The organism is Pseudomonas sp. YA1, assembly GCF_058680555.1.
Genome location: NZ_JBZWBG010000014.1, coordinates 56,877 through 71,179, shown reverse-complemented (window position 1 = coordinate 71,179; position 14,303 = coordinate 56,877). Strand labels below are relative to the sequence as shown.

The 14,303-nt window shown below is 66.8% G+C and carries 15 protein-coding genes; 9 read left to right on the top strand and 6 right to left on the bottom strand.

Annotated features, from left to right (window positions below; translation table 11 throughout):
* Positions 1-24: 24 nt before the first annotated feature.
* Together AC4OR5_RS20455 and dinG are read right to left on the bottom strand one after the other, a co-directional pair.
* Complete coding sequence (locus tag AC4OR5_RS20455) at positions 25-2,298, bottom strand: glycoside hydrolase family 113 protein (RefSeq protein ID WP_079992392.1); 2,274 nt, start codon at positions 2,296-2,298, stop codon at positions 25-27.
* Positions 2,299-2,376: 78 nt separating this feature from the next.
* Entirely contained in the window at positions 2,377-4,521 is a 2,145-nt protein-coding gene (dinG, locus tag AC4OR5_RS20450; protein ID WP_003086351.1) for an ATP-dependent DNA helicase DinG, read from the bottom strand.
* Between the two features lie 129 nt (positions 4,522-4,650).
* Between dinG and AC4OR5_RS20445 the strand changes: the two genes are divergently transcribed.
* Positions 4,651-5,115 (top strand): CopD family protein, encoded by a 465-nt coding sequence (locus AC4OR5_RS20445; protein ID WP_003082024.1) that lies wholly within the window; start codon positions 4,651-4,653, stop codon positions 5,113-5,115.
* Positions 5,116-5,153: 38 nt separating this feature from the next.
* On the opposite strand, the gene AC4OR5_RS20440 is transcribed toward AC4OR5_RS20445, so the two are convergent.
* The 3 genes from AC4OR5_RS20440 to AC4OR5_RS20430 all read right to left on the bottom strand — a co-directional run bounded on the left by AC4OR5_RS20440 (position 5,154) and on the right by AC4OR5_RS20430 (position 7,003).
* Positions 5,154-5,963, bottom strand: a complete 810-nt coding sequence (locus AC4OR5_RS20440) for a hypothetical protein (RefSeq protein WP_024947758.1) — start codon at positions 5,961-5,963, stop codon at positions 5,154-5,156.
* The gene (locus tag AC4OR5_RS20435) at positions 5,956-6,255 is read right to left on the bottom strand and encodes a DUF1145 domain-containing protein (RefSeq protein WP_003086345.1); all 300 of its coding nucleotides are present in this window, start codon (positions 6,253-6,255) and stop codon (positions 5,956-5,958) included. Before AC4OR5_RS20435 ends, AC4OR5_RS20440 begins: the two co-directional genes overlap by 8 nt.
* A gap of 115 nt (positions 6,256-6,370) precedes the next feature.
* Complete coding sequence (locus AC4OR5_RS20430; protein WP_003082015.1) at positions 6,371-7,003, bottom strand: OmpA family protein; 633 nt, start codon at positions 7,001-7,003, stop codon at positions 6,371-6,373.
* A 130-nt stretch (positions 7,004-7,133) separates the two neighbouring features.
* Between AC4OR5_RS20430 and AC4OR5_RS20425 the strand changes: the two genes are divergently transcribed.
* From AC4OR5_RS20425 to AC4OR5_RS20410, 4 genes are all read left to right on the top strand, one after another.
* Complete coding sequence (locus AC4OR5_RS20425) at positions 7,134-7,631, top strand: DUF6231 family protein (protein WP_003086343.1); 498 nt, start codon at positions 7,134-7,136, stop codon at positions 7,629-7,631.
* A 2-nt stretch (positions 7,632-7,633) separates the two neighbouring features.
* Positions 7,634-8,107, top strand: a complete 474-nt coding sequence (locus tag AC4OR5_RS20420; protein WP_003123184.1) for a YchJ family protein — start codon at positions 7,634-7,636, stop codon at positions 8,105-8,107.
* The gene (locus AC4OR5_RS20415) at positions 8,107-8,424 is read left to right on the top strand and encodes a hypothetical protein (protein WP_023095976.1); all 318 of its coding nucleotides are present in this window, start codon (positions 8,107-8,109) and stop codon (positions 8,422-8,424) included. Before AC4OR5_RS20420 ends, AC4OR5_RS20415 begins: the two co-directional genes overlap by 1 nt.
* 82 nt (positions 8,425-8,506) lie before the next feature.
* Positions 8,507-9,127, top strand: coding sequence for a trimeric intracellular cation channel family protein (locus AC4OR5_RS20410; RefSeq protein WP_003081997.1), 621 nt, complete (start codon positions 8,507-8,509; stop codon positions 9,125-9,127).
* Between the two features lie 117 nt (positions 9,128-9,244).
* On the opposite strand, the gene AC4OR5_RS20405 is transcribed toward AC4OR5_RS20410, so the two are convergent.
* A complete protein-coding gene (locus AC4OR5_RS20405; protein WP_003123185.1) occupies positions 9,245-9,805 on the bottom strand; it encodes a hypothetical protein in 561 nt (186 codons plus the stop codon).
* A 314-nt stretch (positions 9,806-10,119) separates the two neighbouring features.
* Here AC4OR5_RS20405 and AC4OR5_RS20400 point away from each other — a divergent pair, with 314 nt between their 5' ends.
* The 4 genes from AC4OR5_RS20400 (at position 10,120) to quiP (ending at position 14,296) form a co-directional block, all read left to right on the top strand.
* Complete coding sequence (locus AC4OR5_RS20400) at positions 10,120-10,614, top strand: LEA/WHy family protein (protein WP_003123186.1); 495 nt, start codon at positions 10,120-10,122, stop codon at positions 10,612-10,614.
* 7 nt (positions 10,615-10,621) lie between these two features.
* Positions 10,622-10,822, top strand: a complete 201-nt coding sequence (locus AC4OR5_RS20395; protein ID WP_003081984.1) for an SEC-C metal-binding domain-containing protein — start codon at positions 10,622-10,624, stop codon at positions 10,820-10,822.
* A 166-nt stretch (positions 10,823-10,988) separates the two neighbouring features.
* Positions 10,989-11,630: a glutathione binding-like protein gene (locus AC4OR5_RS20390; RefSeq protein WP_003134030.1), complete on the top strand. Its 642-nt coding sequence runs from the start codon at positions 10,989-10,991 to the stop codon at positions 11,628-11,630.
* Between the two features lie 122 nt (positions 11,631-11,752).
* A complete protein-coding gene (quiP, locus tag AC4OR5_RS20385) occupies positions 11,753-14,296 on the top strand; it encodes an acyl-homoserine-lactone acylase QuiP (RefSeq protein WP_023107026.1) in 2,544 nt (847 codons plus the stop codon).
* Positions 14,297-14,303 lie beyond the last annotated feature (7 nt).

Sequence of the window (14,303 nt, the reverse complement as noted above, 5' to 3'; positions counted from 1 at the left end):
AAGCGGGCGGCGGTGAATGCGCGCTCATGAACCGGCTGAATCCTCGCGCGGCGGCGGAGGCTCGACGGCAGGCATGGAGCTGGCCATCGCCGACAGTCGCGACAAGGCGGCAAGGTTGCTTCGGCGCACCGTGTCGACGAAACCGGCGAACGGCAAGCCCGTGATCCCGACCAGGCCAATATGACCGTTCTCGCCGTCCTGCAGGCGCCCGCTGGCCGGCTGGTCGAGGTACTGGAACCAGTGGGCGCCGACGATATACGGACGCTTCAGCGCCGCCTCCAGGAACGTTCGGTAGGAGTCGCCGCGCGCCCGCTCATTGGCCGCCTCGCTGACGCCACCCCAGAACGGACCGCGATCCCGCGAGCCGAAGTGGAACTCGCTGATCAGCACCGGCTTGTCCAGCCGCGCCAGCAGGGAGTCGTCCAGGCCCTGCCCGGGCAACGGCGTATAGAGGTTGAAACTGAGCAGGTCGCAATACCGGGCGCAGGAGGTGATCGCCTCGGGAGTGCTGACGGCGAAGCGGCCGCCGAGCAGGAGGTGGTTCGGTGCGTGCCATTGCAGGGCGTCGCGCAGGGTCTTGAAGTAAGCGTCGGCATACAGCCGGAGGAAGGCGCTGTAGTCCTCGGCGATGGCCGGATGCCCCTCGCCCGGCAGCGGAGCCGCGTAGCCCGGCGCCTCCAGGGCCTCCCAGGCGGCCAGCTCGATGCCCCAGGCCTGGGCCAATGCCTCATGGCGCAGGTACTTGGCTTTCAATTGCTTGACGAAGGCGCGCTTCGCCGGACTGTCCATGGACAGCCTCAAGGCTCCGAAAGCGAGGCCGTAGCGCGCCTGGGCCGAGCCGTCGCGCCCGGCCCAGGCCAGTTCGTTGTCGGCGTAGTAGCCGAACAGCCAGGGATCGTCGCGGTGGTCGCGAGCAGCGATGGCGATGACGCGCTCGGCGGCCATGGCGAAGCGCGGGTCGAAGGGATCGGGCATGGCTCCCCACCAGTCGAAACCGCTGCTGACCGTGGCGTAGTCGCCGGCGATCGACAGCGGCAGGCTGTAGGGCATCCGCGCCTGTGCGGCGAGCGCCGGATCGCTCCAGTTGCCGAGGCTGTTGAAACCCCATGCCGAGAGGCGCTCCAGAGTGCGCTGGCGCCATTCGCCGGCGAGCTGGTCGGCGCTCGCCTGGGGAGCGATGCGCTGGCGATTGGCACCGAGGAAATCGAACCAGCGGCCATGCCCGAAACGCCGCCCGGCCTGCGCAGCGACGCCGCGGCGGTCGTCGCCCTCACCGAAGAATGCGGCCAGCGGCTCACCCTCCGCCGGCAGTTCGGCGAACATCGGCTCGCGTCCTTCGACGTAGGTCCGGCCGTCGTCGGCGGTCACCGCATTAACGCCCAGCGACCAGAACGGATGTCCTTCCGGAGTAACCAGCCACCAGCGCCCGCCACGTTTTTCCGTGCGGAAGAAACCGCTGGCTTCGAACACCGGCCCACCCAGCAGGCCGCCGAAACGGTCGCGCGCCGGTGTCTGCCGTTCCCAGTCGCGGAGCTGTGCGGCCTCGGCCGCATAGGCGCTGCGCAACTGTTCGTCGGAACGAATCTTTTCCGGCCAGTCGGCGCGGCTGTACTGGCCATAGCGATCGATCAGGCCGGTCAGGATGCTCCGCTCCACCGCTCTCCCTGCGCGTATGCCGAAACGTCCGAGCAGGATGCTCTGGGGAGCTTGCGGCGAGCGCAGGGACAGGCTCAGCGCCCCGACCCTGGCGCGGTCCAGCGAGCCCTCCACGCGTGGCGCCAGCAGCACCCGCTGGCCTTCGACCATCTGCGGCATCGGCGGCCCCGCACGCATGCCCAGAGCCTCTGGCGAAACCGCCCGCAACGGCACCAGCAGGGTCTGCGGCGGGCCTGCCGGAAGCTCGATGGATGCCTGCAACCCCGGCGCACCCTGCTCGCCCTCGATCGCGACCTCCAGGGTCATGTCCCAGCTCATGGCGTTCTGGATGCGCAGGCTCACGTAGTCCGCTGCGGACCAGTCCCAACGGCCCTGCGCCGGACTCATGCGCAAGGTGGGCCGTTGCGCCGGGCTGAAGGTGACGCGACGGAGAATGTCGCCCTCCGGGGTGGCCTCCGCCGTCACGCTGGGCAGGTCGGCATCCTCCAGGGTGATGCCGACCACGGCCATCGGCTTGACGAAGTTGAACAGCACCTGCTGGGTGTCGTTCGCCGCCAGCGGCGCGGCCACCGCGAGCAGGCCGAGAAGCAGGGGAAGATGCCAACGCGAACGGATCATGAAGCCTGTTTTCCTTAACTCCATCCCGGCATGGACAAATGCCGGGAATTTCCCGATGCGGCTCGGACGTGAAGGCTGGCGCCCTCCGCGCAGATCAGCGCGTCAGGCGATTTCCCGCCGGAACGGCGGCAATGCATTGAGGATAGCCTTGCCGTAGCGCTGGGTGACCACGCGGCGATCCAGCAGGGTGATGGTGCCGCGGTCCTGCTCGGTGCGCAGCAGCCGCCCGCAGGCCTGGACCAACCGCAGCGAGGCGTCTGGCACGGCGATCTCCATGAACGGATTGCCGCCGCGCGCCTCGATCCACTCGGCCAGCGCCGCCTCCACCGGGTCGTCGGGTACCGCGAAGGGAATCTTGGCGATCACCACGTGTTCGCAATAGGCCCCCGGCAGGTCCACGCCTTCGGCGAAGCTGGCGAGGCCGAAGAGCACGCTGTCCTCACCGTCGTCGACTCGCGACTTGTGCTTGTTCAGGGTTTCCTGCTTGGACAGGTTGCCCTGGATGAACACCCGCTTGCGCCAGTCGCGGTCGAGACCATCGAAGACCTCCTGCATCTGCTTGCGCGAGGAGAACAGCACCAGGCTGCCGCGCGCGCCCTTCACCAGTTCCGGCAGCTCGCGAATGATCGCCGCGGTGTGCTCGGCGGCGTTGCGCGGATCCGCCTTGAGGTCGGGGACCCGCAATACCCCGGCCTCGGCATGATGGAAGGGGCTCGGCACCACCGCGGTGACCGCGTTGCGCGGCAGGCCGGCGCGCATGCGATAGCGGTCGAAGGTGCCCAACGCGGTCAGGGTCGCCGAGGTCACCAGCACGCCATAGGCGACGTTCCACAGGTTGCGGCGCAGGGTCTCGGCGGCGAGGATCGGGCTGGCGTTGGCTTCGATGTCGTAGAAGCTGCCGCTCTCGGCGAGGGTCAGCCAGCGCGCCATCGGCGGGCTGTCCTGCGGGTCCTCGCAGGTGAAGGCGGTCCACAGTTCCCAGTTGCCCTGGGCGCGCGCCAAAAGACTACCGAACAGCGGGTACCACTCCTCCGCCTGGTGGCTGGCGATGCCGCCGGCGCCTTCGCCGTCCATCGCCTCCTTGAGGATATCGGTGAGGCGGGTGAACAGGTCGGTCAGCTTGGAGAAGCCTTTCTTCAGCTCGATGCCCATCTCGCGGATATGCTCGGGGACCACCCCGCCGACGAAACGGTGACGCGGCCGCTCGCGACCTTCCATGTCCTCGCCGGCGCGGAAATCGCCGATCTCTTCGCAGGCGGTGAACATGAACTGCTGCTGGGTCTTGATCTCCCGGGCCAGCTCCGGCACCTGTTCGATCAGGCGGCCGAGGTCGCCCGGCAGCGGGTGCTGGGCGAGCAGCTTGGTGAGGTTCTTGGCGATCTGCTCCAGCCAGTCGGCGGTAGCGCGCAGGCGGGTGAAATGGGCGAAATGGCCAATCGCCTTGTCCGGCAGGTGATGGCCCTCGTCGAACACGTAGAGAGTCTCGCGCGGATCGGGCAGGATGGCGCCGCCGCCCAGGGCCAGGTCAGCCAGGACCAGGTCGTGGTTGGTGACGATCACGTCGACCTTGGTCATCCCTTCACGCGCCTTGTAGAAGGCGCACTGCTGGAAGTTCGGGCAATGTCGGTTGGTGCACTGGCTGTGATCGGTGGTGAGCTGCGCCCAATGCGCGTCGTCGATCGCCTCCGGCCAGCTGTCGCGGTCGCCGTCCCAGCGGTTGCCGGCCAGGCGTTCGATCATCTGATTGAACAGCTTGCTGCTGGTCTCGTCGACGTCGATGTTGAAACCGTCGTCGGCGAACAGTTGCGCCGTCGCGCTTTGCGCCTGGCCTTCCTGCAGCAGCACGTCGAGCTTGGACAGGCACAGGTAGCGCCCGCGGCCCTTGGCCAGGGCGAAGCTGAAGGCCAGCCCGCTGTTGCGCAGCAGGTCGGGAAGATCCTTGTGGACGATCTGCTCCTGCAGGGCGACGGTCGCGGTGGCTATCACCAGGCGCTTGCCACTGGCCTTGGCGCAGGCGATCGCCGCCAGGCTGTAGGCCACGGTCTTGCCGGTACCGGTTCCGGCCTCCACCGCGACCACCGCCGGCTCGCCCTCGCGGTGCCCCTCCTCGTCCTCCTTGATCGCGCCGAGGGCCTTGGCCACTTCGGCGATCATCAGGCGCTGGCCATAGCGAGGCTTCAGCTCCTTGGCTTCGAGAAAGCGGGTGTAGGCACCCTGGATCTGGGACTTGAGTTCGGCGCTGAGCATGGAATTCCTGGGCCCGGCGCGCAGCGGAAGGCGAATCCGCCGGCGCGCCATAGCTGGATAAATTTTCAGTGGTTCGACAGGGCGGCTATGATAACGCGCTTCGTCACAACCGCCAGCGGAGATCGCCGAATGACCCCCTACGCCCTCGTCTACGCCCTGCATGTCCTGGCCGCCCTGGTCTGGGTCGGAGGCATGTTCTTCGCCTGGACGATACTTCGTCCGGCGGCCGTCGCCGCGCTGGAGGCCCCAGCCCGCCTGGGCCTGTGGCTGGAGGTGTTCCGCCGTTTCTTCCATTGGGTCTGGGCGGCGGTGATCCTGCTACCGATCAGCGGCGTCGGCATGCTGCACCTGAGCTTCAACGGTTTCGCCGGCGCGCCGCGCTACGTACAGGTAATGATGGGGCTCTACGTCGCCATGCTGGCACTGTTCCTGCGGGTGCAGGCGCTGCAAGTGCCGGAACTGCGCCGCGCGGTGCAGGCCCAGGACTGGCCGGCAGGCGGGCAGGCGCTGGGGAAGATCCGCCGCACCGTCGGCTTCAACCTGCTCCTCGGCCTGTTGCTGATAGCCCTGGTAGCGGCACGCCCGAGCCTCTGAACCGGCGATGCGCCGGCAGCCGTGCTGCCGGCCGCTCCTCAGAAGCGCACGACGTCGAGGCTGCCGTCGCTGCCGTTGGCGCCGTTCGCGCCGTCCTCTCCGCTGCGCCCCGCACGACCGGCATCCACCGAGTAGATCCAGCAACCGGTGTCGTTATCCGCCGCACCCGGTTTGCCGGCCTTGCCTCCGGCGCCGCCGACGCCGCCTTGCAGACGGGTTTGCAAGCGCTCCAGAGGAAAATCGCCCGGCACTTCCAGACGAATCCGACCGCCCGCCCCGCCCGGACCGCCGTCGCTTCCGGATTGGCCGTCGCCACCTTTCAGCGCGCTGCCCCAGAGGCAGCCGGAGGCCTTGCCGGAAGCCCCGTCCAGGCCATCGTAGCCTGGCGCGCCGACGCCACCGCGGGCGTCCAGCAGCAGGCTTTCCACCTCCACCGCCTGCAAGCGCAAGGTCAGGTCGCGGCCGTTACCGGCGCTTTGCCGGAAGGTGCCGGTCGCGCCGGGCGCGGAAATGATGCTGCCATCGGCCAGGCGGCCGCTGACGACTTCGATGCTGATTCGCTCTTCGCCCGGCGCCACGCCGATCCGGGCGTTCTTCGCCATGTGCAGTTCCTCGATGCGCAGGACGCTGACCTCCAGCGGAATCAGCAGGGCGGCATCCTCGCCGATCTCCACTCTGCGCAGGCGCAGCTCCTGGGCCCGCTTGGGCAGGCGCATCACCGAGTTCGCCTGAACCTTCACGGTTCCGCCGATACCCTGCTGGCGTGCCGTCGGCGCCTCGGCCGAAAACGCGGCGCCAGCCCAGGCCAGGGGAACGACCAGGAACAATCCGAGCATGGCCTTACGCATGATCGTCCTCCTTGTCCTGCGGCAACTCGCTGGCCGGGCTCAGCGCCGGCAACGCAAGCATGTGGAAGACCCCGAACAGCAAGACCTGGAGACGGTCCAGCCAGGGATGCGCACGCGCTTTCAGGCGTCGTCCGAGGACGAGAATCTCGATCAGGTGGATCAACAGGATCAGGCCGCCGGCTATCGACAACAGCCAGTTCAGCGGATAGGCGAACGGATGCAGCAGATTGACCAGCACCGCGCCCCAGAACACCAGGGTCACGAGCTTGCCCAGCCCGAGAAACGCTTTCATGGAACTCCCCCCAAGACATCGTGTGCGGGGGAACATACTCGCCAGCCCGCCGCGGCGCCAGCCATGAACGAAAACGGGGGCTTCGACGCCCCCGTTCTGCTCCGTGCCGCCAGCGTCATTCGCGCTTGATGAGGATTTCCACCCGGCGATTCTCGGCCCGCCCTTCGCGAGTCTTGTTGTCGGCGACCGGCTGGCTTTCGCCCAATCCCTGCACGCCGACGATGATGCTCGAAGGCACCCCGGCATCGATCAGATAGTTCGCCACGGCATTCGCGCGCCGTTCCGACAGCTTCTGGTTGTAGGCATCGGAACCGACGCTGTCGGTATGCCCGGTGATACTCAGGCGCGTACTGGCCGCCTCGCCTTTCAGGCGTTCGGCGATGCCGTTGAGCTTCTCGCTGTCGGCGGCGTCCACCTTCGACGAATCGAAGGCGAAGTGCAGGTCGCGCACGACAATGGTTTCTTCCTTGACGACAGGAGGCGGCGGCGCGACTTCCTCGACCGGCTGCGGAGGCGGCGGCGCGACCTGTTCGCCGGCACCGTGCACCCAGCAATAGGCGGCACCGACGCCACCGCCGATCAGGGCGCCCCAGCCGGCCCAGCTGCTGCTTTCGATCGCGCCCAGGCCGGCGCCGGTAACACCACCGACCGCCGCACAGGTCGGCCAGTCGCTTTTCTGCAACCCTGCGCAACCGGTCAGCAAGCCGCTGACCAGAATCAGGGGTAAAGCGGTCCTCGTGATGCTCATTGGAACTCTCCTCGTGGATCGGTTGTAACCGACAAATAGGGAGTAAAGACCCCAGCCGAAAAAAGCGCCAGCACTAGGCCATGCAGGCGCTTCAGGCTAGTCTTGGCGAATCCCAGGAGAGTGTTTTCCCATGAGCGAACCGATTTCTCCCCGCACCCCGCAGCAGGCCCTGGCCGCGTTGCTCGCCCGCTACGCGCCGAAGCGCTTGCTGCTGGTCGGCGCCAGCCGGCTGCCGGCGGTGGAGGCCTTCATCCACAACCATCCCCAGTGCCAACTGGCGCACAGCCCGGCGGCGGCATTGCCCGCCGAACTGGCCGGTCAGCGCTTCGACCTGGCGCTGTTCGTCGATTGCCTGGAACACCTGCCGCAGCGCACCGGTCTGCAGTTGCTCGCGGGCGTGCGCAACCTGAACGCCAGCCGGGTCGCCGTACTGGTCGACCTCGAGGCCAGCGACTGGCAGGAAACCGACTTCTTCGCCCTCGCCATGCAGAACAGCGAACGCTTCCAGCGCGAAGGCCAGACGCTGACCCTGTACACCTACGACCTGTACGAGTACAAGCAGGTCCCCGATTGGCTGAACGCCAAGTTCTGGGCCAACCCGGAAAACTTCGGCAAGTACTGGTGGTAACCATGACCCAACCCACCTGCCCCTGCGGTAGCGGCGACCCGCTCGACGATTGCTGCGGCCGCTATCACCAGGGACATCCCGCGCCCACCGCGGAAGCCCTGATGCGCTCGCGCTACAGCGCCTATGCCCTCGGACTGGTGGACTACCTGCGCGACACCACGCTGCCGGCGCAACAGGCCGGCCTCGATCTCGACGGCATCCGCGCCTGGAGCCACGGCAGCACCTGGCTCGGCCTGGAGGTGGAAAACCACGAGGTGCTCGGCGGCCAGCCGGAACATGCGCGAGTCACCTTCGTCGCGCGCTGGCACGACGCCGAGGGGGAACATGCCCATCGCGAATGTTCCGGCTTCGTCCAGCGCAACGGTCGCTGGTACTTCCTCGATCCGACCGTGGCCCTGAAACTCGGCCGCAACGACCCCTGCCCCTGCGGCGCCGGCGGCAAGCTGAAGAAATGCTGCGGTCCATGGATCACCTGATGCATTCGCTCGCCAGCTATATCCGCGCCATCCATGCCCTGCCCTCGCCAGTCTCGATAAGCGATGCGCAGGTCGAAGAGCAACAGCGCTGCGAGGACGGCGTCGAGATCCACAGCTGCGAAGCGCTCTACCGTTTCGACAACGGCGTGCGCCTGCGCCAGCACTGCGAGCGCGACCTCCTGCCGAGCAGCGGGGCCTGCGAGGAATGCTGGATCGGCTACGAAGTGCTGGATTCCGCCGGGCGGGAAATCAGCCCACGCCACAAGCACTTCGTCAACGCCTGCCAGGAACGCTTCTGGTTGCGCATGCACGCCTGAGATGCAGCGCCAGGCGGCGCGGTTTGGGCGTTGACGAGCGCTCGGGTAGAATGCGCAGCCTTTTCATCCGGGCCCCATCCCCATGCTGCTGACCGTGCTCTACATCATCGCCATCACCGCCGAAGCCATGACCGGTGCGCTGTCGGCCGGCCGGCGCAGCATGGACCTGTTCGGCGTGGTGCTGATCGCCTGCGTCACCGCCCTGGGCGGCGGCTCGGTACGCGACATGCTGCTGGGCCATTACCCGCTGACCTGGGTCCGTCACCCGGAATACCTGGCGCTGACCGCAGTCGCCGCGCTGGTGACAGTGTTCATCGCGCCGCTGATGCGCCACCTGCGCTCGCTGTTCCTGGTACTCGACGCGGTCGGCCTGGTGGCCTTCACCCTGATCGGCTGCCAGGTCAGCCTGGAAATGGGCCACAGCCTGCTGATCGCGGCGATCAGCGGGGTGATCACCGGGGTGTTCGGCGGCATTCTCCGCGACATCCTGTGCAACGACGTACCCTTGATCTTCCGCCGCGAACTCTATGCCAGCGTGTCCTTCGCCAGCGCCTGGTGCTACCTGATCTGCGTGGAGCTGGAACTGCCCTCCGAACAGGCGATGCTGATCACCCTGTTCAGCGGCTTCCTGTTCCGCCTGCTGGCCATCCGCTTCCACTGGGAAATGCCCAAGTTCGTCTACCAGGACGATTTCGACCACTGAAGCAAGCGCCTGCCCCTGGTCGACGCGTTCCTCCAACCCCTCGCCTGTTCCCGATGCCACGGCCCGCGACGCGGTTATCCGCCCCACGCCCACGCTTGTCGCAGGCCGCTGCCCGCCTCAGTCCTGCAGGCGCAGGTGGCTGGTGTCCGGAGCCGGAGCCGCTGGCTCGGGGCGTGCCTGGCCCATGTCGCTACCGACCGGGGCGACGCTGAAGCGGCTCAGGTCGAGCTTCGGCGCCTCGGCTTCGGCCTTGGCGTCCTGTAGGTCGGCGCCTACCGGAGCAAGGCCGAAATCCGGCGCATCGACCTCGGCGAACGCCGCCATGTAGCCGTCCCGCGGCGCTACCTGCAAACGCCCGGAGGGCGCGCTGTCCCGCGCAGCGACGCGGGCCTGTGGGGCTTCCACGGCGGCCTGCTGCGCAGGCGGCGGCGCCATGACCACCTCCTCGATCTCCATCTCGGCGACCACGGCGATCGCTCCCGCTCGCTCCAGCACGCTGCGGTATTTTTCCGCGGAGGCGGCATCGAGGTTGTTCTTGATCACCACCCGGCGGCCGGAGAACAGCAGCTCGATACGCTGCGCGTCGGCCTGGAACAGCTTGGCCAGGTTGGCCTTGACCACCTCGGGCCGGGCGCCGGCGACCAACTGGCCGGAAAAGGCGATTTCAAAGCGGCTCATTGGCATCTCTCCGAGTGAAGGGCCGCTCGGCATGGCGGCCCTGGCGTTTCGTCGAACGATTGTACCCATCGACAGCCACGCGTGGAGTGACTGGGTCCGGCAAATTGGCCGGCGGGTCCGTTCAGGTTAGCCGAGCCGGTCACGCCAGCCGACGGGAAGACTTGCACGGGCGTACGCGCTTCTCCATGCTCCCCCGACTGCGCTACGGGAAACATATGGACACAGGCCTGTACCTGAAACATCTTTCCTCTATACAACAATAAGTTGCAGCACAATCACTGCTTGTTAAACTGGGGCGTCTCGGGGGGAATAGCATGAATTACCAGGCGCAAATGATAAGAATTATCAGCCTAATAATGGCGTGGGGAGTTCTCTCCAATCTCTCGGGCTGCAGCTGGATGACCGGCAGCTTCGAAGACCCCGACGTCAAGCTGCTGAAGGTGGAAGTGGTCAAGGCCCGCTTGCTGGAACAGGAGTTCGTGATGCGCTTCCGCATCGACAACCCCAACGATTTCAGCCTGCCGGTACGCGGCCTGCAGTACGCCGTGCAACTGAACGACATCCAGCTCGCAGAAGGCGAGTCCGGGCAGTGGTTCACGGTTCCCGCCCACGGCCACGAGGTATTCGACGTGCCGGTGCGAACCAATCTCTGGCGCCACATGAAATACATCGTCAAGCTCCTCGAGCGTCCCGAGGAGCCGATCCGCTACCGCCTGCAGGGCGAAGTGAAGACCGGACTGATGTTCGGCCGCAGCGTGCACCTGAGACGAAATGGCGAGATAATTCCCGGCGATTTCATCCCAGAATAGGTCCACCATGAGTCAGGAACCCCACGTACACGGCCCGAACTGCAACCACGACCACGATCATCATCACGATCATGGCCATGGTCATGTCCACGGTCCGCACTGCAACCACAGCCACGAGCCGGTGCGCAATCCGCTCAAGGCCGTAGGCCGCAACGATCCCTGCCCCTGCGGCAGCGAGAAGAAATTCAAGAAGTGCCACGGCGCCTGACCCTTCGCACGCGCCGGCATCCGAAGGCCCGCTGAGCAGCGGGCCTTTTCGTTGGCGCGCCACCAGCCCTGCCGGGGCGTCATGCGCGACAGCGGTTTGCATCGAACCTAGGTTCCTGGCGTAGAGTCTTCCGTTCGTAGCCCATCGACGAGCCGGAGACGCACCGATGATCGACCTGTACTACTGGACCACCCCGAACGGCCACAAGATTACTCTTTTCCTGGAAGAAACCGGCCTGCCCTACGCCATCCATCCGATCAACATCAGCCAGGGCGACCAGTTCCAGGCGGATTTCCTGAAGGTGTCGCCGAACAACAAGATTCCCGCCATCGTCGATCGCCAACCGGCCGACGGCGGCGCTCCCCTGCCGCTGTTCGAGTCCGGCGCCATCCTGCTCTATCTCGCGGAAAAGACCGGACGCTTCCTCGCCAAGGACCTGCGCGCGCGCCAGGAAACCCTGCAGTGGCTGTTCTGGCAGATGGGCGGGCTGGGACCGATGGCCGGGCAGAACCACCATTTCAACCGCTTCGCCCCGGAGAAGATTCCCTACGCCATCGACCGGTACGTCAAGGAAACCGCGCGCCTGTACGGCGTTCTCGACCAGCGCCTGGCGGACCGCGCCTTCGTCGCCGGCGACGACTACAGCATCGCCGACATGGCCATCTATCCGTGGATCGTCCCGCACCAGTGGCAGGAGCAGGATCTCGCCGACTTCCCGCACCTGCAGCGCTGGTTCGAGAGCATTCGCCAGCGTCCGGCGACGCAACGCGCCTATGCTTTGGTGGAGCGCATCAATCCGCCGCAGTAGCGAGTCCCGAGCCGGCCTGCGGACGTCCTCGCGGACGACCGCAGGCGGAGCTTGCGCAGCCCTGCGCTCCTCACTAACGTAGCGCCTCTCGACGCGACCACTCCCGCAGGAGCCCCCACCCCATGGCCTCGCCAGCCTTCATGCGTTTTCTTCCCCGTTGCGGCGCCGCCGCGGCCTTCGGCACCCTCCTGGGCCTGGCCGGTTGCCAGTCCTGGCTCGACGATCGCTACGCCGACAGCCTGCCGCCGACCTCCGGCGTGCAACCGATCAAGGGCCTGGCGCAAAACGTATCGATCCGGCGCAACGCGCTGGGCATGCCACTGATCGAGACCGGCACCTTCCATGACGCGCTGTTCGCCCTGGGCTACGTACACGCCTCCGACCGCCTGAGCCAGATGGTCAGCCTGCGCCTGCTGGCCCAGGGACGGCTGGCCGAGATGGTCGGCCCCGGCGCGCTGGAGATCGACCGTTTCATGCGTACCGTGAACCTGCGCCAGGCCGCGGAGATCCAGTACAGGAACGCCTCGCCGCGCCTGCAACGCTTCTTCGAGGTCTACGCGCGCGGGGTCAACGCCTACCTGTATCGCTATCGCGACAAGCTGCCGATGGACCTGGCCCAGTCCGGCTACCGTCCGGAATACTGGAAGCCCGAGGACTCGGCCCTGGTCTTCGCCCTGCTCAACTTCGGCCTGGCGGTGAACCTGCAGGAAGAAATCGCCTCGCTGACGCTCGCGCAGAAGGTCGGCAGCGACAAGCTGGCCTGGCTGACGCCGACCTATCCCGACGAAAACCTGCCGTTCGACGAGGCGGAAAAGCTCAAGGGCCTGCGCCTGGACGGGCAGATTCCCGGCCTGGCGGGCGTCGAGGGCGCGGCGCGGCAGGTCGCAGCGCTGAGCATGCTCGGGGTCGCCGCCTCGAACAACTGGGCCATCGCGCCACAACGCAGCCGCAGCGGCAAGAGCCTGATGGCCAACGACACCCACCTGCCACTGAGCATGCCGTCGGTGTGGAACTACGTGCAGATCCGCTCGCCCAAGTACCAGGCCGCGGGCGTTTCCATCGCCGGTCTGCCGGGCGTGGTGGCGGGCTTCAACGGCAAGCTGGCCTGGGGCATGACCATGGTCCTGGGCGACAACCAGGATCTCTACCTGGAACAGTTGCGACGCCAGGGCAACCGGCTCTATTACCTGGCCGACGGCAAGTGGCAGCCAACCCGCGAACGCCAGGAAACCTTCTTCATCAAGGGCCAGCGGCCGATCCGCGAGGTCATCCACGAAACCCGCCATGGCCCGCTGCTCAACAGCGCCCTGGGCGAGCGCAAGAACATCCTCCAGCCGCTGCCGCTGAAGAGCGGCTACGGACTGGCCTACCGGAGCATCCAGCAGGAAGCCGACAAGACCCTGGACGGCTTCTTCGACCTGTCGCGGGCCAAGACCATCGAGCAGGCCTTCGACGCCACCCGCGAGATTCGCGCGATGCCGCTGAACATCGTGTTCGCCGACGAAAAGCACATCGGCTGGCAGGTCACCGGACGCTATCCGAACCGCAAGGAGGGTCGCGGCCTGCTGCCCTCCCCTGGCTGGGACGGCCGCTACGACTGGGATGGCTATGCCGACCCGATCCTCCACCCGTCCGACCAGGACCCGCAGCAGGGCTGGCTGGGTACCGCCAACCACCGCACCGTGCAACCCGGCTACGGCGCCCAGTTGTCCAACTCCTGGTACTACCCGGAGCGCGCCGAGCGCATCGCCCAGCTCGCCGGTGCCAGCAAGAGCCACGACACCCAGAGCATGATCCGCATGCAGTACGACCAGACCTCGCTGTTCGTCGCCAAGCTGCAAGCCATGTTCGACAATCCCGGCATGGCGGCGCCGCTGCGCCAGGCCATCGACGCCTTGCCGGAGGCGCAACGCAGCCGGGCGCGGGAGGCCTACGACCGGCTGATGGCGTTCGACGGCAAGCTGACAGCCAGCTCCAGCGACGCCGCGCTGTACGGCGCCTTCCTCCACGAGAGCGCCAGGCAGATATTCCTCGACGAGCTAGGACCGGAGGACGGCCCTGCCTGGAAAGCCTTCGTCGAGACCGCCAACCTCTCCTACTCGGCGCAAGCCGACCACCTGCTCGGGCGCGACGACAGTCCGTTCTGGGACGATACCCGCACTCCGCAGAAGGAGGACAAGCCGGCAATCCTCGCGCGCAGCCTCGCCGCCGCCGTGGAGTTCTGCGAACAGCGACTGGGGAGCGAGCGCAAGGCCTGGCAATGGGGCAAGCTGCACACCTACGAATGGCAGAGCGACAGCTCGAAAATGGCCCCCTACCTGGGCGCCGGCGAGCGCGCCGGACTCGGCGCGATCAAGGGCTATCTCGATCGCGGGCCCTATCCGGCCGGCGGCGACCACACCACGCTGGACGTATCGGCCTACGGCTGGGGCCAGGACTTCGACACTTGGCTGATCCCGGCGATGCGGCTAATCGTCGACTTCGGCCAGAGCGAACCGATGATCGGCGTGAACAGCAGCGGCCAATCCGGCAATCCGGCCAGCCCGCACTACGCCGACGGTATCGACGCCTGGCTCAAGGGGCGCTACGTTAGCTTCCCGTTCCAGCCACAGAACCTCGATCGCGTTTACGGCAACAAGCGGCTGACGCTCACTCCCGCTCGCTGAACGGACG